This window comes from Oceanispirochaeta sp. M1 (assembly GCF_003346715.1).
Classification (GTDB): domain Bacteria; phylum Spirochaetota; class Spirochaetia; order DSM-2461; family DSM-2461; genus Oceanispirochaeta.
This window is the reverse complement of sequence record NZ_QQPQ01000026.1, coordinates 20244-40172: the sequence shown is the minus strand read 5'-3', so window position 1 is coordinate 40172 and position 19929 is coordinate 20244. Positions and strand designations below refer to the sequence as shown.

The 19929-nt window shown below is 44.9% G+C and carries 22 protein-coding genes; 9 read left to right on the top strand and 13 right to left on the bottom strand.

Translation table 11 applies throughout. The features are described from left to right. Window positions 1-219 precede the first annotated feature (219 nt). The gene (gene ilvD, locus DV872_RS17450) at window positions 220-2067 is read left to right on the top strand and encodes a dihydroxy-acid dehydratase (RefSeq protein ID WP_114631237.1); all 1848 of its coding nucleotides are present in this window, start codon (window positions 220-222) and stop codon (window positions 2065-2067) included. Further along, a complete protein-coding gene (locus tag DV872_RS17445; protein WP_114631236.1) occupies window positions 2067-2321 on the top strand; it encodes a TM1266 family iron-only hydrogenase system putative regulator in 255 nt (84 codons plus the stop codon). The genes ilvD and DV872_RS17445 overlap by 1 nt, the downstream gene beginning before the upstream one ends. Here the strand turns inward: DV872_RS17445 and DV872_RS17440 are convergent. Next, on the bottom strand, window positions 2318-2941 hold the full coding sequence (locus tag DV872_RS17440) for a peptidylprolyl isomerase (RefSeq protein WP_114631235.1): 624 nt from the start codon (window positions 2939-2941) through the stop codon (window positions 2318-2320). The genes DV872_RS17445 and DV872_RS17440 overlap by 4 nt on opposite strands. A 257-nt stretch (window positions 2942-3198) precedes the next feature. Here DV872_RS17440 and DV872_RS17435 point away from each other — a divergent pair, with 257 nt between their 5' ends. Then, entirely contained in the window at window positions 3199-3879 is a 681-nt protein-coding gene (locus DV872_RS17435; RefSeq protein WP_158547029.1) for a pentapeptide repeat-containing protein, read from the top strand. On the opposite strand, the gene DV872_RS17430 is transcribed toward DV872_RS17435, so the two are convergent. Next, on the bottom strand, window positions 3880-4692 hold the full coding sequence (locus DV872_RS17430) for a ZIP family metal transporter (protein WP_114631233.1): 813 nt from the start codon (window positions 4690-4692) through the stop codon (window positions 3880-3882). It lies immediately after the preceding gene. A 167-nt stretch (window positions 4693-4859) separates the two neighbouring features. Between DV872_RS17430 and DV872_RS17425 the strand changes: the two genes are divergently transcribed. Together DV872_RS17425 and DV872_RS17420 are read left to right on the top strand one after the other, a co-directional pair. Then, window positions 4860-5603: a metallophosphoesterase gene (locus DV872_RS17425; protein WP_114631232.1), complete on the top strand. Its 744-nt coding sequence runs from the start codon at window positions 4860-4862 to the stop codon at window positions 5601-5603. A gap of 84 nt (window positions 5604-5687) precedes the next feature. Then, the gene (locus DV872_RS17420; RefSeq protein WP_114631231.1) at window positions 5688-6170 is read left to right on the top strand and encodes a hypothetical protein; all 483 of its coding nucleotides are present in this window, start codon (window positions 5688-5690) and stop codon (window positions 6168-6170) included. Window positions 6171-6219: 49 nt separating this feature from the next. Here DV872_RS17420 and arfB read toward each other — a convergent pair whose 3' ends face one another. Next, on the bottom strand, window positions 6220-6639 hold the full coding sequence (gene arfB, locus DV872_RS17415) for an alternative ribosome rescue aminoacyl-tRNA hydrolase ArfB (RefSeq protein WP_114631230.1): 420 nt from the start codon (window positions 6637-6639) through the stop codon (window positions 6220-6222). A 616-nt stretch (window positions 6640-7255) separates the two neighbouring features. On the opposite strand from arfB, the gene DV872_RS26630 reads away from it, so the two are divergent. Together DV872_RS26630 and DV872_RS17405 are read left to right on the top strand one after the other, a co-directional pair. Continuing rightward, a complete protein-coding gene (locus DV872_RS26630) occupies window positions 7256-7429 on the top strand; it encodes a hypothetical protein (RefSeq protein ID WP_158547028.1) in 174 nt (57 codons plus the stop codon). 110 nt (window positions 7430-7539) lie between these two features. Next, window positions 7540-8310, top strand: coding sequence for an IclR family transcriptional regulator (locus DV872_RS17405; protein ID WP_114631228.1), 771 nt, complete (start codon window positions 7540-7542; stop codon window positions 8308-8310). An 86-nt stretch (window positions 8311-8396) separates the two neighbouring features. On the opposite strand, the gene DV872_RS17400 is transcribed toward DV872_RS17405, so the two are convergent. The 3 genes from DV872_RS17400 to DV872_RS17390 are packed head-to-tail and all read right to left on the bottom strand — an operon-like array spanning window position 8397 to window position 9724. After that, on the bottom strand, window positions 8397-8774 hold the full coding sequence (locus DV872_RS17400; RefSeq protein ID WP_114631227.1) for a PspC domain-containing protein: 378 nt from the start codon (window positions 8772-8774) through the stop codon (window positions 8397-8399). Between the two features lie 48 nt (window positions 8775-8822). Further along, the gene (locus DV872_RS17395) at window positions 8823-9050 is read right to left on the bottom strand and encodes a hypothetical protein (protein WP_114631226.1); all 228 of its coding nucleotides are present in this window, start codon (window positions 9048-9050) and stop codon (window positions 8823-8825) included. A 2-nt stretch (window positions 9051-9052) separates the two neighbouring features. After that, the gene (locus DV872_RS17390) at window positions 9053-9724 is read right to left on the bottom strand and encodes a PspA/IM30 family protein (protein WP_114631225.1); all 672 of its coding nucleotides are present in this window, start codon (window positions 9722-9724) and stop codon (window positions 9053-9055) included. 187 nt (window positions 9725-9911) lie between these two features. On the opposite strand from DV872_RS17390, the gene pspF reads away from it, so the two are divergent. Beyond that, on the top strand, window positions 9912-11009 hold the full coding sequence (gene pspF / locus DV872_RS17385; RefSeq protein WP_114631224.1) for a phage shock protein operon transcriptional activator: 1098 nt from the start codon (window positions 9912-9914) through the stop codon (window positions 11007-11009). 3 nt (window positions 11010-11012) lie between these two features. Here the strand turns inward: pspF and lipA are convergent, their stop codons facing one another. Then, entirely contained in the window at window positions 11013-11912 is a 900-nt protein-coding gene (lipA, locus tag DV872_RS17380) for a lipoyl synthase (RefSeq protein ID WP_114631223.1), read from the bottom strand. After that, entirely contained in the window at window positions 11902-12582 is a 681-nt protein-coding gene (gene lipB, locus DV872_RS17375) for a lipoyl(octanoyl) transferase LipB (RefSeq protein WP_216664410.1), read from the bottom strand. Before lipB ends, lipA begins: the two co-directional genes overlap by 11 nt. A gap of 110 nt (window positions 12583-12692) precedes the next feature. On the opposite strand from lipB, the gene DV872_RS17370 reads away from it, so the two are divergent. Beyond that, the gene (locus DV872_RS17370) at window positions 12693-14030 is read left to right on the top strand and encodes a hypothetical protein (protein WP_114631222.1); all 1338 of its coding nucleotides are present in this window, start codon (window positions 12693-12695) and stop codon (window positions 14028-14030) included. A gap of 25 nt (window positions 14031-14055) precedes the next feature. On the opposite strand, the gene DV872_RS17365 is transcribed toward DV872_RS17370, so the two are convergent. The 5 genes from DV872_RS17365 to DV872_RS17345 form a co-directional block, all read right to left on the bottom strand. Further along, entirely contained in the window at window positions 14056-15255 is a 1200-nt protein-coding gene (locus DV872_RS17365; RefSeq protein ID WP_114631221.1) for a S1C family serine protease, read from the bottom strand. Between the two features lie 78 nt (window positions 15256-15333). Further along, window positions 15334-16263: an Hsp33 family molecular chaperone HslO gene (locus tag DV872_RS17360; RefSeq protein WP_114631220.1), complete on the bottom strand. Its 930-nt coding sequence runs from the start codon at window positions 16261-16263 to the stop codon at window positions 15334-15336. Continuing rightward, entirely contained in the window at window positions 16260-16934 is a 675-nt protein-coding gene (locus tag DV872_RS17355) for an HAD-IA family hydrolase (RefSeq protein ID WP_114631219.1), read from the bottom strand. The genes DV872_RS17360 and DV872_RS17355 overlap by 4 nt, the downstream gene beginning before the upstream one ends. After that, window positions 16931-18832: a hypothetical protein gene (locus DV872_RS17350; RefSeq protein ID WP_114631218.1), complete on the bottom strand. Its 1902-nt coding sequence runs from the start codon at window positions 18830-18832 to the stop codon at window positions 16931-16933. The genes DV872_RS17355 and DV872_RS17350 overlap by 4 nt, the downstream gene beginning before the upstream one ends. A gap of 28 nt (window positions 18833-18860) precedes the next feature. Beyond that, window positions 18861-19928, bottom strand: coding sequence for an N-acetylneuraminate synthase family protein (locus tag DV872_RS17345; RefSeq protein ID WP_230391625.1), 1068 nt, complete (start codon window positions 19926-19928; stop codon window positions 18861-18863). Window position 19929 lies beyond the last annotated feature (1 nt).

Genomic DNA, 19929 nt, shown 5'->3' with positions numbered 1-19929 from the left:
TCACTTTCCATTCTAGACTTCACTACAGGAAGAATCCAGAAGAATCGGCCGGGAACTTTCCATTGCACAGAATGCAACAAACCATCCTTTATTTTTCACCGGAATCTCCCTTGTAATCCCGATGGATAGGGTTATACTTATTTTACCCTGGGCATCAGGCTCGGGGTAATTATACTGATAAACATCGGGACAGAAGGTCTTGAAGATAGGAGATTATACATGGCTGGTAAATGGAGAAGTTCAGAAACAAAAGACGGACGCCGTATGGCGGGAGCCAGAAGCCTCTGGCGTGCAAATGGAATGACAGAAGAACAGATGGACAAACCCGTCATTGCAGTTGTCAATTCATTCACTCAATTTGTTCCCGGCCATGTCCATCTCCATGAGATTGGACAGAAAGTTAAGGGTTATATAGAAGAGCAGGGCTGTTTCGCCGCTGAGTTCAATACAATAGCCATAGATGACGGTATTGCCATGGGTCATGATGGAATGCTCTATTCCCTTCCCTCACGTGAAGTCATTGCCGACAGTGTCGAATATATGTGTAATGCTCACAAAGCGGATGCCATGATCTGTATATCCAACTGTGACAAGATTACCCCGGGAATGCTTATGGCTGCCATGCGGCTTAATATTCCCGCCGTATTTGTATCGGGTGGTCCCATGGAAGCAGGACGTACGGATGACGGAAGAGGACTGGATCTGGTGGATGCGATGGTTATGGGTGCAGATAAGTCTGTATCTGATGAGACTGTTGCCATGGTGGAACAGAACGCCTGTCCTACATGCGGTTCCTGTTCAGGAATGTTCACGGCCAACTCCATGAACTGTCTGGTGGAAGCTCTTGGATTGGGACTTCCCGGAAACGGAACCATACTGGCGACTCACATAAACCGAATGGGCCTGTTTAAAAAAGCAGCTGATATCATTGTAAAAAATACATACGCCTATTATCAGGATGGAGATAAATCCGTTCTTCCCCGCTCCATAGCGACAATGGATGCCTTTAAAAATGCCATGAGTCTTGATATTGCCATGGGTGGCTCCACAAATACGGTTCTTCATATTCTGGCCATAGCCCGTACTGCAGGTGTAGTCTTCACAATGGATGATATCAATGCACTATCCAGAAAAGTACCCTGCCTAAGTAAAGTATCACCCAACTCTCCTAAATATCATATTGAAGATGTACACAGAGCCGGAGGGATTATCGGGATACTGGGGGAACTGGACCGCATGAATCTTCTACAGACTGAAACATACCATGTTGCCGGAGGCAGACTTAAAGATGTTCTCGGCTCCTGGGATATAATGTCTGCTGACTGTTCTGAAGAAGTACAGAAATTCTATTCTTCCGCACCGGGACGCAAAAAATGTCTGGTCATGGGAGGACAGGAAAATTATTATAAAGAACTGGATAAAGACAGAGCCCATGGATGCATCAGAAATGGAGAGAACTGCTACACCAAAGACGGCGGTCTGGGTGTACTGAAGGGAAATATTGCCCTTGACGGCTGTATAGTAAAAACAGCTGGAGTAGACCCCTCCATTTTCAAGTTTACAGGTCCTGCAAGAGTCTTTTTCTCACAGGATGCGGCCTGTGATGCCATTCTTGATGAAGAGATCAAAGCCGGAGACGTGGTTGTCATCCGTTATGAAGGTCCCAAGGGCGGACCCGGAATGCAGGAGATGCTTTATCCCACCTCTTATCTGAAATCAATGCACCTCGGCAAGGAATGTGCCCTGATCACAGACGGACGTTTTTCCGGAGGAACTTCCGGGCTTTCCATCGGTCACGTTTCACCCGAGGCAGCTGCCGGCGGTGCCATTGCCCTGATTCAGAACGGTGATCAGATTGAGATTGATATTCCCATGAGAAAAATAAATGTTCTTGTTTCCGATGAGGAACTTACTTCCCGCAGAGCGGCCGAAGAGGCCAGAGGCAAAACTGCATTTACCCCCGAGGGCAGAGGCAGAGTTGTCAGTCAGGCACTGAAAGCCTACGCTCTTCTGGCTTCTTCAGCCGATATGGGTGCGATCAGGGTTCTGCCCGGAGAAGAACTCTAGTGGAAAAGAGATACGGATTTGTAGGGATAACAATAGAAAATAAAGACGACCATGCTCTGCAGGTGCAAAAGGTGCTGTCCGAGTATTCAGAAATTATACTGGGGAGGATGGGTCTGCCTCATCTTGATGACAACAGAATTGCTGTCATTACCCTGATTGTTCAGTCCTCTACCGATGAACTGGGAGGGCTGACTGGAAAATTAGGCCGGATTCCGGGAGTTTCCGTTAAATCCGGCCTTACAAAAACGAATTAGTGATTGCCGCAGCCGCAGCCTTCATGGCTGTGGCCTTCTTCTTTGCTTCCACTTGCACATCCGCAGCCTTCACCTTCTTCGTGACCACCGCATCCGCAACCTTCGCCTTCATCATGGCTTCCGCAGCCTTCACCCTCTCCATGCCCACCGCATCCGCAGCCGCCGCTGGTGAGTTTCTTAATCTCTTCTTCAGTGGCGGGACGAACAGAACTGAGAGTTCCTGAAAACTGCATTTTGATACCTGAGAGAGGATGATTTGCATCAAGAATGATTTTATCACCTTCAATAGATTGAACAGTCATCAGTTGATTGCCCTGCTGAGTATGGGCTTCAATAATGGTACCGACTTCAAGTTCTTCAGCGGAACCTTGAAAGTCCTTTGCAGAAACCTCCATTACTTTGGTATCATCTTTTAAACCGTACATATCTTCAGGATCGAGGCTTACATCAAACTTTGTACCTTCGTCCATACCTTTCAGTGCTTTTTCAATGCCGGGAATAATCATTCCAAGACCTTCAATATAGTTTAATGCTCCACTATGTTCAGAGCTGTCTATCAGAGAACCATCTTCTCTTTTCAGGTTAAAATCAGCAGTAATGCTGTTCTGTACTTCACTCATTATCTTCACTTCCTTATCAAAAGGGACTGCAATAAATCAGATAAGCAGGTCCCATAAATAATCTAAGTTAAATAATATAAATGATTCTCTATGAAAAGAACAGATTACCATCTTCAATCCGGAGCTTTTTTTCAATTTATTCCTGTTTCTATGGGGATTTGACATTGCCCTTGAAGGGGATAATCCTATACAATCAGCCGGTGATTTGGAGCACTAGGCTCACATATCCTGACATATATACGAGAGAAGGACCCTTTATGACACTTGGTGAACAGCCTGATTTTGTCGGTAATGAACGACAGTTGAAAATTCTGCAGAAAGCTCTGGAAGAAGAGAACATACTCATCTGGAATAAATTCAACAACAGTAACGGCCCCCGTTTTAAAGCCAATCTGAAGGGTATAAATTTATCCGGACTGAAACTGAAAGAGATCAACCTCAACAGGGCTAATCTAACAGCTGCCGATCTTACAGCGACAGACCTCCGTTTTGCCAAAATGGAAGAGGTCATGCTGTCCGGAGCAAATCTTGAAAATGCCGACCTCAGGGGTGCCAACCTCAATGGTGCAGATCTTTCAGGATCAAGCCTCTTAAACTGTAATCTATCCAAAGCAAAACTTGGTAGAGTAAACCTTAATGATGCTGACCTGAAGGGTGCCGACATGACCGATGCATCCCTTACAGGAGCTCAGGTAAAACCTGAAAATCTGGCCAAAACCATAATGAGCAATACTAAACTGCCCGGGAAAATTAAAATAATTTCCAAGACAGATGAGACAAGCGCACCTCCCTGGCTCAAGGCTAAAAATGAAGAAGAGCAACGCAAAGCCTTTCGTCTTAATAAAGAAAAAGAAGTAGCCGACGAAATAGAGAAAAAACAGCTTCGCCGGCTTGGAATTAAAAAGCAGCCCTACGGCTCCTGGGATGATGAGGACTGATCAGCCCAGGGCGACATCCAGGGTCATCATGACAGCAAAGCCGATCATGGCACCCATGGTGGCAATATCTGTATTCCCGGAACTTTGAGATTCGGGAATTGCCTCTTCTACAACAACAAAGATCATGGCTCCGGCGGCAAAGGCCAGGGCATAAGGCAGAATGGGTCTCATAGCGAGTACCATCACTGCTCCCAGAACTCCTGCGATGGGCTCTACCATTCCGGAAAACTGACCATAAGCAAAAGCTTTTCTTCTACTCAGTCCTTCCCGTCTCAATGGTACTGATACTGCAGCTCCTTCAGGGAAATTCTGGATTCCAATACCTATAGCCAATGCAACAGCCCCAGCCAAAGAGGCCGAGGGTATCCCTGCTGCAACTGCACCGAATGCCACACCCACAGCCAGTCCCTCGGGAATATTATGCAGAGTGATTGCCAGGGTCAGAAGTATACTCTTCTGCCAGCTGGTTTTAACACCTTCGACTTCACTCATGGGAGCGTTCAGATGCAGATGGGGTAAAACAATGTCAATCAGCCTCAGGAATATACCACCCAGGAGAAATCCTACAACCGGAGGGACCCATTTGACCATTCCCATCTGTTCCGCCATATCGATGGAGGGAGCCAGAAGGGACCAGAAACTGGCGGCAATCATTACTCCCGCTGCGAACCCAAGCATCCCGTCCAGCACTTTCTTACTGATGGTTTTGAAAAAGAAAACCATGGCTGCACCCAAGGCAGTAACAAACCAGGTAAACATCGTTGCAATAAAAGCCTGCATCACCGGTTCAAACTGTGAAATCCACTCAATCATTTTATTTCTCCTAATAAAGTCACTTTCGTTCATCTTTTTATTTATTTCAAGTCATTATTGCCTATTATAATTACAGTAATAGTTATCATTATTATTTATAATGTCAAGCAAATCCATCGATTGATGAAATAAACACACTATAGTAATCTGTTTGAGGAGGAGTTCCAATGCTTAAAATTGCACATATAACTGACAGCCATATTTCCGAGGAAGGAAAAATGCTGGGAAAAATAGATACCAGACAAAAATTGAGGGATGTTCTGGATGAAATATCAAAGGCTGATTATGATATTATTATCCATACCGGTGATATCTGTTACCCCGGAGGCGATGCGTCTGTATACAAATGGGTCAAAGAGAAACTTGATAATATGGAGATTCCCTATTATCTTACTCCGGGGAATCATGATAATCCATCACAGATGCAGGAGGTTTTTAATCTGATAAACCTGCCGCCGAGAGTCATTCTCACCGGTGTTATTGCAGCAAAGGGAGAGAGTCTGATGTTCCTGGACAGCTCTTCCGAAAGACTTCCACTGAAACAGTCCACATGGCTCTCAAGAGAAATAGGTATTCAGGATGATGATCTTTTTCTCTTTATGCACCACCCTCCCTGTCATTGCGGAGTAAAAATTATGGATGAGAAATATCCTTACAAAACCCCTGATTTTTTCCAGAAGACCATAAAAGAGACAGGCCGTAAGCTGACCATGTTTTCAGGTCATTATCATATAGAAAAAACTGTTAAACCTGAAAATACAAAAATAACTGTATATATAACTCCCCCGACTCTCGGGTCTCTTGATCCCGAGGCTGATGAATACATTATTTCCGATCTCCGTTCCGGGTGGAGAGAAATCCAGATAGAAAAGCAGAAATTGATCACTACAGAGTGCCATTACCTGAATTGAAAATCATTATTAAATGGAATAAACAGTTTTTTTCAGGTAAACTATAGAGATATCTGAATTGTAAATTTGAAAGGAGTTACTTTAATGAAAAAAATACTACTGACAGTTCTTATGCTGTCCATACTTATTCCGGCATCTGTTTTTGCCGCCAGCCCCAGTGATGACGAAGTTTATGAAGCTACAGTTGCTGTACTATCAGTATTCGGTCTTGTATTTATGTCATCCATGTTTGGAACAGCACCGGATGGTGTAATTATGGATATGAATATGGAAACCGGATACTCACAGATGACCTTTGATGCATTTAATGTAACGGACTTTACTACCGGTATGGCTGAAATGATGGAATCATCAGATGAAGATATCGATTTCAGCTTTACAAAGATGAGCGGAATCATAGAAGTTGATGAAGCTGGAAATCTGAATATGGATGTTGATCTGACTGGGAGCAATGTTAAGAATCTGAAGATGGAATCTCAAGGTGATGATATAGTCACCATCCAGGCTAACGGAAAATCTTATAACCACCTTTCAAAAATGCTGATGGCTATGGACGATGAAATGTAAAAGTCCCTGAATATAAGAATATAAAAAGCCGGAAAGGAGTTAATCTGTTTCAGTCATGAAACCTGACAGCTCCCCGGCTTTTCTTCTTATTACTCAGTTTTTTTTTGCCATCCAGCCTTCTCTGTACAGCGGCCCTGCCGGGTCGGGTCTTTTTCCTTTTCCTCTTCACCACTAGAGCCTGACTGATAAGTTCAGCCATTCTCTCCACGGCCTTTTCCCTGTTCATCAGCTGACTCCGCTCTTCCTGAAACTGAATATAGAATTCACCCTCACTGTTGATACGGCCAGGCAGCTTGACTTTTACCCTATGAATCTCCTCGTCACTCAGGCATTCAAGATTATCCGGAGAGATCGTAAGAAGGACCTTAGTATTAACTTTATTCACATTCTGACCACCCGGTCCCCCCGAACGTGAAAATGAGAATTTACCTTCTTTCTGTATGGCCTCTATCAGATCTTCTTTGGTCATTTCAGAAATAAACTATATTTATTTTTTAATTTTATCAATGAAAACACTTGTTCATTCTAATAATCCATGATAATAATACTGTAAATCAACTATGGAGGACGAAAATATGACATTCAGCAACAAAGTATCACTGCAATTCGATCATAGAGCAGCAGTAGCTGTCTATGTGTATAAGTCATATTTCCGGGAGTACCTTCTTTAGTGTTTATTAAAGAATTTAAATATTACCCCCGGAATATCCGGGGGTTTTTTTTGGCCTGTCCAGATTGGGAGAATGCGCGTGTTCTCTGATCCCGACGAAATTATCCGGAAGCCTGATCATCTGATGCGGAATTGATCATCCGCTGCAGTAAAAGGAAGGGCTTCATCACTTCAATATTCCAAGGAACAGAACTGTTTCGGGAGGAGGAATATGAATGCGATTTATTGATAAGAATACTGAAACCATTAAGGGGGCTGTTATAAAAATGCCCACCGCAACTGAAGTGGATAAAGAAGGTCGCCGGTTTCATTATAGAAACTGACGCCGGCACCTTACTTTCATTCTCTGACACCGATTTATACGGCGGTATGAAAGCCCTGGAGAAATGGCTTTTACCGTCAGGGAGAAAGTAAAATGTACGAACTTTACAATAATTATGACAATCTGTACCAGAACCGGAAAGTGGAACTGGAGCAGAATCTGGCTGCCAGGCGGAGACTGATTGACTATAAAAACCAGCAGAAGAGTGCAAACAATAATCATGCACTTATATTCCTGCTGGCCTTCAGAAATCTGTTAAGCAGATAATATCTATTCAGGGAGCTGTATTTAAAACAGCTCCCTGTTTTATTGAAACAATCCTTTAAAAAATGAAACAAGCAATATACAAAGCGACAGCCCCCGAGATAGAATGATGCATGATAAAAAATGCAGACCCTGTTCTATCCGTTATAAAGACGATGAAGCTCCTGGAAACCCTGTCTACAGAAGAAGAAGTCGGTGTAACGGAACTGGCAGCGGCCGTAGATGGTAATAAGAGCACTGTCTACAGATTTCTTAATACACTCACAGGCCTAGGTTATGTGCGTCAGAACAGAATCAATGAAAAATACTCACTGACCCTGAAACTGTTTCAAACGGGAGTTCAGGCCCTGAACAGACTTGATATCCATAAAGCATCACTTCCTGTCATGGAAGAACTGGCAGAATATTCTCAGGAGACCATACACCTGGCATCCATGGAGAACAATCAGGTTTTTTATCTTGATAAAATTGAATCCCAGCTTGCCTTAAGAGTTGCCATGGGATCGGCACAGGGGCGTTTCGCTCCCCCTGTATACACAGCTGTAGGAAAGGTGATTCTGGCAAATCTTCCTGATGATAAAAAGAATCAGATGCTTGAAGCAGCAGACTGGACCCCCCCTACTGAACACAGCGTAAAAACAATTGAAGAACTTGAAGAAAGACTCAGGGAAATAAGGAAAAACGGCTGGGGCTTCGATATGGAAGAGAATGAACCCGGCGTCCGCTGTATAGCGTCGCCCATATACGACAATAGAGGACAGGTCTGCGGAGCCGTCAGTATCTCGGGTCCCTCCATCAGAATGACAAAAGAGAAATTAAAAAAACTGTCTGTTAAAATAAAGGAAGGAAGTGAAAGGATCTCCAGGGATCTTGGTTATAAATAAAGAGAACCGGTAGAAGCTCATTATAAGTTCCTCCCGGCTCTGGTATTCTTCAATGTTGTAATATTCTTCAAAATCGAAGATCAGTTCTAATTCTTATCTTTCTTAAACCGTTCATCCCAGTCACGTTCTTTATCAAAAACCCGGCCTTCCATATTCTTCACACGGTCTTTCAGATCACTGAAATCCCTACGTACATTTTCATACCGGTCTTTCCTTTTCTCATCAGCTTCGCCGAATTTGGATTCTTTGGATTCACCGTATCCCGCAGGTTCAACGGGTATTATTAATGCAGCCAGAAAATATAGTATTCCCACAGGAAAGAAACCGGAAAAAATAAACACCAGGATCATAAAGATCCGTATATATTCCACCGGAAGGTCTCTCCAGTCTGCGATACCCTGACAGATTCCGAAGATTTTACCTCTCCGTGAACGGTACAGTTTCCTTGCACTATAAGCCATCATTACAATCTCCTGTAAAATATCTTGTCAAGATTCCCTTTAAGGGAGATCTCAAGGGGTTCTGTTTTCCAGATCCAGGAGGATGGTTTCAAGATTTGCCACCCTCCTTTTAAGATCATTCATACTCGTCTGAATGTCACCCAGGGCCTCAGCTTCCTCACTGAGGTTTATATTCCGTTCTTTCTCTTTGTTAGTATAATATAATTTTGTAATACGGGTAATTGTCCCGCTTAAAACGGGTATACCCACGGCAATGGCAACTATCCAGACAGCATGCATCTTTATTCTTTCCCCTTCATGGACTTCTTAAGAGCTTCCAGTTCTTCATCGATTTCTGATTCAGACTCAAGCTTGTCAAACTCATGTTCAATGGAACTGTCCACAGATGCTCCGTATCCGGAGAGTTCCGCTTCCGCTTCCATACGTTCTACAGTCTTTTCCAGTTCATTGAACCTGTGAAAAGCATCTGTTCCGCTGGCCTGTCTCATTGCGGATCTGGCCTGCTTGGTTTCTTCAGCATGACGGCCTCTCTGTATCAGAATTTTGTGTTTCTGACGAACCTCTTCAAGTTTCTGTTCCAATTGTAGAATATTGGATTTACACTCGTCAATAAGCTTTACGAAGTGCTCCAGATCCTTTCCCATAAGATCTATCTGATTCAGACAGTTTTTCTTTTCAAGAAGGGCTTCTCTTGCCAGATCTTCTCTCTTTTTCTCAAGGGCCAGGCGGGCTCTGCTGTCCCAGCGGTCCAGGGTTTTTTCAAGGTACTCTTTTTCCCTGTTGATCTCGGCTCTGGATGCCATTTTACCGGCACAGGAAGATTTCAATTCAACAAGAGTGTCTTCCATTTCCTGTATCATCAGACGGATCATTTTTTCAGGTTCTTCAACCTTATCCAGCAAATCGTTAATATTAGAATTCACGATATCTCTAAATCTGGAAAAAATACTCATACATTCCTCCTCAAGTTTCACTCCCGGATTCGATTCCCGTTTGGAAGAAAAACTCAAATTAATAATTTTGTTACTAATCACATTGCAAGAGGCGTGCCAATTTCTAAAACAGGTATTCTAGGCACCCTCAGCACTTTGAATCAGAATTCTATTGGTATTTTTTGCCATTCATCAGTACAATAGGCCTATGAGTCAGAATTATACATCAAGCAATGATGCATTGGGAGAATCTCCCGCCTTTATGGATTTTCAACAGAACCTGAGTCTTGCTGCCCGGGTTGATCGCCCCATACTCCTTATCGGAGAGAGAGGAACAGGTAAGGAACTGGCAGCGGCCCGGCTCCATTTCCTTTCGGACAGATGGAAAGAACCATATGTTCCGGTTAACTGTGCCGCACTCCCCCCCAACCTGCTTGAATCAGAACTCTTCGGTCATGAATCAGGCTCCTTTACGGGTGCCGCAAAAATGAGAAAAGGACGTTTTGAGGAGGCCGACGGAGGAACCCTTTTTCTTGATGAGATCGGGCTGGTTCCTATGGAAGTACAGGAAAAAATACTCAGAACAGTTGAGTACGGCCGTTTCAGCCGTGTGGGCAGCTCCCAGGAAAAAGAGGTGAATGTCCGAATCATCGGTGCCACAAATGCCGATCTTCCAGCACTTTGCCGCCAGGGGAAATTCAAGGAGGATCTTCTGGACCGCCTCTCCTTTGAAGTACTCTATCTCCCTCCTCTGCGCTACCGTTCAACGGATATTACCCTCCTTGCCTCTCATTTTGCCATGCGGATGTCCAGAGAGATGGGTAAGCTGGATGTCCCCGATTTCTCTCCCGAACTGATTCAGAAGATTCAGGAGTATTCATGGCCCGGGAATGTGCGTGAATTGAAAAATGCAGTTGAAAGGGCAGTATATAAGACAGAAGGAACCCTGATCGAAGATTTGGAATTGGATCCCTTTAATAATCCCTATCTGGTTGATTCCCGAAGCTCTGTGGAGACTTTTAAAAATGGGGGAGAGTCCTCTTCACAACCAGAAAAACCTGGAAAATCAGAAGGATCAGAGGGATCAGACAATTCACAGAAAAATGAGTATGAAGTAATCCCTCTGGAAGAATACAGAGACTTTATGTTGAAACTGGAACTCCAGTTTATCCGCAGAGCACTGGAGGAGAGCCGATTCAGCCAGAAAAAGGCTGCCGAGGCTCTCGGACTGAGTTATGACCAGTTCAGGGGGCTCTACAAGAAATATCAGTCCTATCTCAGTGAGGAAAAGGGAGAAGAAGAGTAATTCTCAAATCTCAACGGCTTCCAGCATCACCGCAGCATTGTAGGAGCTCCTTACAAAGGGAGCGCAGGCTGCAGCCTTGAATCCCATGGAAAGCGCTGCCTTCTCATATTTCTTAAAAGTATCAGGGCTGATATATTTTTTTACAGGCAGATGCTCTTTTGAGGGGCGGAGATACTGTCCCATAGTAAGAAAATCACAACCTGAACTGCGTAGATCCTTCAAAACCTGAAGAACTTCCTCTTCACTTTCACCAAGCCCGAGCATAAGACCGGACTTTGTATAAATAGAAGGATCAATCTCTTTTACTCTGGCAAGTACTTCAAGAGAACGCCTGTATTCTGCTTCCGGCCTTACAGTTTCATAGAGAGAAGGAACAGTTTCCACATTATGATTCAGAATCTCAGGTCCTGCCTTGAGAACGGTCTCCAGAGCCTGCCTGTTCCCCTGAAAATCAGGAATGAGAACCTCGATTCCCACAGGAGGATCAAGAGAGTGAACCTCATGTATAACTGACGCAAAAACCGAAGCTCCACCGTCTTCCAGATCATCCCGGGTTACCGAAGTAACCACAGCGAATTTCAAACCCAGTGCCCTTACTGCCTCAGCCAGTTTGGCAGGTTCTTCCGGATCGGGACATCCGGGTGTTCCTCCCGTAACATTGCAGAAGCGGCAGCCCCTGGTACAGATACTCCCCAGAATCATAAAGGTTGCAGTTTTATTGCTGTAACACTCCATTCTGTTGGGACAGTTTGCCTCTTTACAGACAGTATTAAGGGTGGAATCCTTTAATAGATCCTCCACATAGGCAAGATTATTTCCCCTGCGTATCGGTATTTTAAGCCATTCAGGTTTTCTTAAGGGTTTAGCTTCTGCAACAGCTGTATCTATATTGTTATCTGCCATGAATAATCTCCATTGAATCGTAGGAATAAACCTCTTTATAGATTTCGGCTATCCTGGGTATTAATGCTTCAAGATCCTGAGTTTTTCCTGTAAGCTTCTCAAGAGAGGTAACCCCTTTATCTGAGATGCCGCAGGGAACTATCCATTTGAAGTGTTCCAGATCTGTATTTATATTGAATGCAAAACCATGCATTGTAATTTCACGTTCTATGGCGAGTCCGATGGCAGTGATCTTGTCATTACCCACCCAGACACCCCGATGCTTATCGTAACGATCCGCCCGGATTCCATATTCTCTGTCAAGAAAACGGACAAAAACCTCTTCCAGATTAAACACAAACTGCTTAACCCTTCTGGAAAATGCCGCAAGATCAACAATCAGATATCCTACAAGCTGTCCGGGACCATGATAGGTGACTTCCCCGCCTCTATTTGTTCTGATAACAGGAATATCCATTGATTGAGCATCAATCAGGATATTATGTTCCTGTTTCCGTCGCCCTGTTGTCAGCACAGGCGGATGCTGCAGGAGAATAAGGCAGTCATTTATCTCCTGATTTCTTCTTTTTTCTACAAGCTCATACTGCCATTCAAGAGCCTCTTCATAGGGAACCGTTCCCGGAGTATACACAGTCAGTTTCATATTGTTATTGTATCGAGAGTTGATCATCAGGTGAAGTCCGATTCACTTAAAAGCTTTACTTTAACAGGGAGTAGATGTACTATCTTCCACATGGATTATATTCAAAATAAAACAGCCTGTAGGATAAAGCATCACTGTTGAATATCCGCTCCTTCATAACAATACTGATTATATTCAGCATCAGCTGTATTTCTCTCTATGCTCAGAACGATCCTGAAGCAACTCCCCATTATATTATAGATAATTATGAATATGAAATTGATGGAATCAGCCGCCCCTGGGCTATAGATAACTATCTGAATGCTCCCGAAACTGCCGAGTTTTCAAACTATGAATCAATGCAGAAATTTGCCTTGAAAATGAAACAGGATCTTATCAATCTGAGAATATTTAAAACTGTAGAAGCAGAACTTATTCCATCAGAAGCTGATCTGGATGATAGCTCAAAAAGATATACCCTTAAAATATCTGTCATAGACGGATGGACCTTTGTCCCACTTTTAATTCCTATCTTCAACAGTAACGATAACTTCTCTCTGCAGCTGAAAGTAAATTATGCCAACTTTTTCGGGACTCTGGTGAACTTCAGAATAGACGGTGATTTCGGAGTAGGCATTGATCCTGTAACCGACAATTTTGGAATCAATTTCTGGAATGTGGAGACCAGTTTTTCGAATATCAATATAAAAGGGATCTCTTTTACGGTCTCATGGATTCAGGCTTTTGACCGTGCAATAAAGAAAGATGGAGTTGAAGTTATTGAATACTATACATTCAATAAATCTGATTTCTATATAGCTACAAATTTCGATCTTGGATCAGATTATTATTATGAAGCGGCCCCGACCTTTGAACTGACCTACAACTATCGTGATAAGATAGGCATGGGAGAATCCTATATAAAAAAAGAACCTCAGTCCTATGGTATTTATCAGAAGGGAGGAAGGGATCAGATTAACTGGGTAGGTAATTTCCAGGATGGTTTGCACTGGGAGACTGAACTGATAAGCAGAATAGTCCCTGAAGACGGATTCAAGGGACAGCTCCTGTTATCAAACAGATGGTTCACCCTTATAAATAATAATATGTCATATGGAAACAGGATTTTAGCATTCACAGCAATCAGGGATGAAATTTATGAACTGGGTGAATATATGAGGGGTGTTCCCGACTTTAATCTATCCGGTATGCAGGGAGTCTTTTTCAATAACAGCCTTCCCATTAAAATATTCAATTGGAAAAATGTGATGGAAGCACAGCTGCAGCCTTTCAGTGATTTCGGCATTGTATTCCCTGCGGGCAGATCCTTCTCCCCTGAAAAAGATATGAGAATGACACTGGGATGTGATTTCCTTGTATTTCCTGAAAAACTGACCTCAATAAACCTGAGAACTACCGTTGGATTTGATCTTTTCGGACCGGGAGATCTATCAGAACGTTATGAGATACTCCTCTCAACATCCCTCTTTTTCTAAAAAAACAGTCTACCGATTAACTATCTCAGAATTGAAATTCCTGTGGTCTTTCAGAGAGAATAATTGAAGTGGATTCCAGTCTTCCATCCCTGAGATATACCACATCATACTCCTCTCCGGGACGTGAGACCTCCAGAACAGAGAAATAATCCAGTACATTCTTGATCTCTTTTCCATTTATATTGGTAATAATATCTCCTCCCACAGCAATACTGTTCAGCCCCAGACCGACACCACGTCTCTCTGTTCCGCCTCTGAGCCCTGCATTCTCAGCATTCCCGCCAGCCAGAACAGAGGTAATAAGAACGCCGTAGCGTATAAAGGGTATTTTCAGCTGACGGGCCAGATTGGGGGTCAGAGAGAGGGCTTCAATATCAATCCAGCCTCTGTTAACCCTGCCTGCTTCAATCAGTTCAGGAACAATTCGCAGAGCTGTTTCCACAGGGATGGCAAAACCGATCCCCACACTGCCCATTCCACCGGGACTGATAATCATTGTATTAATCCCGATAAGCTCACCTCTCGAATTCAAAAGCGCCCCTCCGGAGTTGCCGGGATTGATGGCCGCATCAGTCTGTATCATACCCTTCAGCAGAAATCCTGCTTCAGTCTGGAGAGGCCTGTTCAATCCTGATATGATACCTGTTGTAAGGGTCCCCTCAAGGCCGAAAGGGTTACCCAGAGCCAGGACCTTCTGCCCTACCTGCAGGCCTTTGGAACTGCCGGCCTTGATAGTCTGAAGACCACGTCCTACGGGTTCAAATTTGATTACAGCCAGGTCATTTTCAGCATCGCTTCCGATAAGTTTTGCCTGATAATTTGAACCGTCATACAGAGTGACCACCACATAGTCGGCATCCGAAATAACATGTTTGTTTGTAAGGATATAACCCAGCCCCGAAACGATGACCCCCGAGCCGCTCCCTTCCTGGGCATAGCTTCCAACAAAACGGGAGTTATAGAGGTTGATAGTAGTGACATTTACAATAGCCCGGATATTATTCCGGTAGACTTCCATGCTGTTGATTTCCTGATCTGTCAGCCCCTTTGTCTTTATCTCAGGAAGAGGAGGTTCCTCAAATCCTTCTCCCAGCTCCGGATCACTCCAGGATGCAGAACTCAGGGCATCGACCCTTTTCTCGGTGGAGGATTCAGCTGCAGTCATACAGGAGAACAATGATATACTCAGGAAGCAGAGTATCAGGGATCTATTAAAAAAGTTCATTCAGGGCCGCCTCCGGGAGGAGCCGAAAAGACTCTCCCCTCTGATAATTATAAGAGGAAAGAGCCCTGAATTGAAATTTTATTCTGCAGAGAAAATACTTTCCAGTTCATCCTTGGTAAATTCGTAGGATGAATTGCAGTTATGACAGGTTGTTTTGAGAGGAAAAGGACCCTTGGTTCGGATCTCCGATTTATCATCTTTGTTCAAGCTGCCCAGGAATTTTTCAAACCTTGATTTGCTGCAGCCGCACATAAACTCGAACCTCTTATCATCAAGAATCTCGGGTTGAAAATCAGAAAAATAGGTATTGATAAATTCTTTTGCATCTGTTTCGGCCTTGAAATTACGGCTCAATGAAGGGATTTTCACTGCAGCTTCCTCCACCATCTCAAGCACCATATCTTCAGCACCGGGCATGGCCTGGAGAAAGAGTCCGGCCCCCCCTGTAATTTCGCCTGTTTTTTCAAGATGGACACTGAGATTGAAGACCGTATGAAGCTGTTCTGATTCTTCATAATAAGCCGCAAGATCTTCAGCCAGACGGCCGGTACGCAGCTCAACCTGACCGGTAAATGCACTCTTCTTCTCTCCGGAATAACGGGTTATAGAGAGAAAACCGGGACCGAAGAGGTCTGAAGTATCAAGGCTGTCCGGAGCCTTTTCAAGGGGGATTGGATTTTCCATCAGATAACCCCTGACAGTACCATGGGAGTCCGCCTCCACCGAGAGTCCCTTCAGAGGACCACCGCACTCCACCTTCATCTGAATTAGACCGTCACCCTTAAGTCCGGCTGCAATAAGTGCGGTGCCAAGATAAGCCTGCCCCAGAACGATACTCTCGAGAACACCAAGATCGTGGTTGTTCTGCATCTCTCGGAGGGAACGGCTGCCCTGGATCAGCACACCCCTGACTGCACCATCGGCCATTAAAAAATGGTAGCGCCTGTCCCGGGAACGGGCTATTATCATGGATTTTTTATCATCACCGGCGATTGGTTTTCGTATCATTTAATTGCCTCTTGAGCCTCACCGCAGCAGGCGGGAAGCATATCTTTCAAATCTAATATATCCCGAATCCAGGGAAACTTACCGCTCCCTTTATCCGGGCCGACCAATATGGCATTTCCCCCAAGACGGGCAAATGCCTCAAGGTTTTGTTCCTTGTCATCCAGAAACAAAACAGATTCTGCTGACTCATCCATATGAGCCAGAACCTTCTCATAGGCTGAAGCATAGGGTTTCCCCTTGAATCCGAGCCACTCCAAGGCATACATATGAGGGAAAAGGTCATTGATACCCAAAGTACTCAGTACACGGCGGGCATGAAATTCAGGACCGTTAGTCAGGATTTCAAGGCGGCAGGGTATAGATTCCAACATCTTTCTGAGTTCAGGATTTGCCGGGATAAAGGATTTCAGATCTTCTGGATGGACTATTTCCATATAAGAATCCACATCAGTCAGCCCATGACAGACCTGAAGCCATCTTAGAGATGTACCGTACTGAGAGAAAGATGCCTTACGCTGTCTGACAGCCTCTTCTTCACTGACCCCGAGCCTCTGGGAAACCAGTTTTGTGATGCGCCGGACCATTTCGTCCTCCACACCGCAGCGAACATCATAGAGAGTATTATCTACATCAAAGAGTATTGTTTTTATATCTGCATTTATATAATTCAAATCAAATCCTTATCTGCCCCGGCGATCATCTGTTTATGCCAGTCCAGAAAATAGGCCTCAGCCTCGGGATTATCTCCCTTCCAGTCGGCCAGAACACGGAATACAGGTTCAGTACCACTTCCTCTCATCCAGATGAACCCGCAGACAGCAGCCTCCGAATCAAGGAAACGAATGGTAAGTCCCCCTTTTTCAGCTCCACTGCGGAACTCAGCACCCACACCCTGTACAGATGAGATTCCCTCCTGGTTCCACTCTTCCCAGCTTACAATACCGAAGCGCTCAAAGAGCTCATCCTTCCGGCTCTCCCATTCCTGTGCAAAAACCGCTTCATAGTTTTTCTTCAGCAAAGCTTGATCCATACCCGTAATTTTCATAATGGCTCTTGGTTCAAAGGCACTGGTTGTTGTATAAGCAGGGAGTGACTCAATAATATCCTGCAGATCAAAGTCACTGCGATATTTATCGGACTGACCTGAGAGATGACACCATATTTCAAAGAGTCCGGGCTTATCAGGAGTGGTTCTCAGTACAAGAAGTTTAAGCAGAGCACCCAGGGTGTTGAGGGGGTCTCTTACTGCGGCAGGCCATGTGATGTTACCACCGTTTGACCCTTCACCCAGAATGCGGATCTGCCAGCCGGCAGCTCTCTGCTTTCCTGCAAGGTTGACCACATTGGCCTCACCCACTTCAGCCCGGAATGCGGTGCAGCCGAATGCTTCACAGATATCCTCAATTCTGCCGGATGTCGGACCGTTGATAGCGACTCCCGTCTGATCCGTCATACCCTCATTCCAGTATAGATAAGCAAGCTCAGAAAGTACTGAGAGTGCAAATACTTCCTGGGCCTCCAGAATATGTGCTTCACCGTCTTTCTTACTGAAAAAGACAAGATTTCCACGGTCTCCGTCATTGTCTGGAACATATCCAAGCTGAAAGGCCGGATCTGCAGAAGCCTCTTTTTGAAGAACAGAGCGGCAGAGATCCAGAGATTCGCCCTCTGGAACAATCCTGTGAGTAATCTGCCGTGGAATCCCGTTAACGACCTTAACTTTAACGCCCAGATCTTCAAGATACTCCTTATCCACCGTAAGAGTACGGGCACTGCCGTTGAGTTCTGCCACTACGGCAACAGGGTTGGCTGCGATCCCTTTTTTAAGAGAATCAATAAAACGGATGCGGGCATCCTTCTCTTCCAGACCGCTCATGACCCTGCTGCTGAATTCCAGATAAACTGCATAGGATTCTTTTTTCCATGCGGCGCTGGCATTATAGACAGCTTCAATATCGGAAACAGCCTGACTGTCACAGCGCTCCATCAGGGTTTCAAGAGCTCCATGATCTGAAAGGATTTCTCTATAGATTGTAATAAGCTCAGCAGCCTCTTCGCCCGAGAGTACACCCCCCGTATTCAGGCCGAATTTCACACCGTTATGCCCGATCGGGTTATGACTGGCGGAGATATAGATAAATCCGTCACACTCCGGAGTCTGTCCTGTATAACCCATAAGCTCGGGTGCAGCTGCAATAAAGAGATATCTGACTTCAATTCCCCGGCTCAGAAGTGCTCTGATCATCACATCCGCAATGACAGGACCGGTAAAGCGGGAATCAAGGCCCACCACAACAACAGGACGGGGGTTGGAGACTCGGCTGAACAGAAAGTCCATATAGGCTTCCGCCATGGCCGCTGCCAGCAGACTGTCTGCGGGGTTAAGATATTCTTCCCTGCTCTCCTCATCTCCATCAGGAGCAAAAACCTTTCTCCAGCCGGAAGCCGAGAGAATCATAGGCTCAAGAGCCTTTTGAACATCCTCAGGACTTATAATCTTTTCTGCAAAAGGCTTTATTTCAGGATCAGCCATAGGAAATGTGCTGACAGGGTCTATAATTATTGACATTGGTGCTCCTAATTAATCCCAGCTAAGTTCATAGCTTGAGACTTAAATCATCTTCTGATATTCCCTCTCCCGAGGGGATTGTTCTATTTACCCGGCGTCCCATAATTTCATCAAAAAAACGGGGATGCATACCTGGGGTCAGTTTTTTTTCTGTGCGCACTATACAGCAGTTTTCAGGGTTTAAAACAGTGCCCCTTTCGAGGGTGAAACTCGCATGTATGCTGCGGTTTGTTCTCCCGTAACTCATCTTTTCCGAAGGAGCAAGGATCTTCTGACCATGCCCCTGCACCGCCTTTATCTCGTCTGCTGAAAACCAGCTTTTCAGACATTTCTGCCGCTGCACCATATCCAGAGATTCCAACTCTCTTACTCTGGAACACATAAGATAATAATCTTCGGGTTCCAGGGCAATCGGATCGTCCAGTCCGTCCTCATTCCGGGAAAGGGTGAAGTGTTTTTCAATGGTCACCGCACCATAAAGCATGGCCACCGATGGGACTAGTGATGGATTCATGGAATGGTCTGAAATCCCGACAGGAACGGCAAGTTCTCTCTGCAGAAGAGGAAGAACCGACAGATTGTAATCCTCTTCCGGTGCCGGATAGGATGTTACGCAGTGCAGCAGGGTAAGATTTTTCCGTCCCAGAATATCAACGGCTTCTTTCAGATCTTCCATTCTGCTGACTCCCGAAGAGAGAATTACCGGAATATTCCAGGAGGCGACCTCCCTTAGAAGGGCAGTATAATTAACTTCAGGTGAGGCAATTTTCACGGTCTCCGGATTCAGGCTCTTTAATAGAGCGGCGCTCTCCATGCCAAAGGGGCTGGCAAGGAACCTCAAACCCTCGGCCTGACACATCTCTTTCAAAGAGGCATAGAAGGAGAGATCCTTTTCCAGGGATTCAAAGACTTCATAAAGAGGAGTATCTCCCCCGGGCAGGGGAACAGTACCGGTTTCCGGATGGAGTATCTCTCTGGCAAACACGATCTGAAACTTTGCTGTATCGGCTCCGCTGGATGCTGCCGCCCTGATAAGCTCTTCGGCCCTGCTTAGAGAGCCTCCATGAGCAGTACCGATTTCTGCAATGATATTCAAT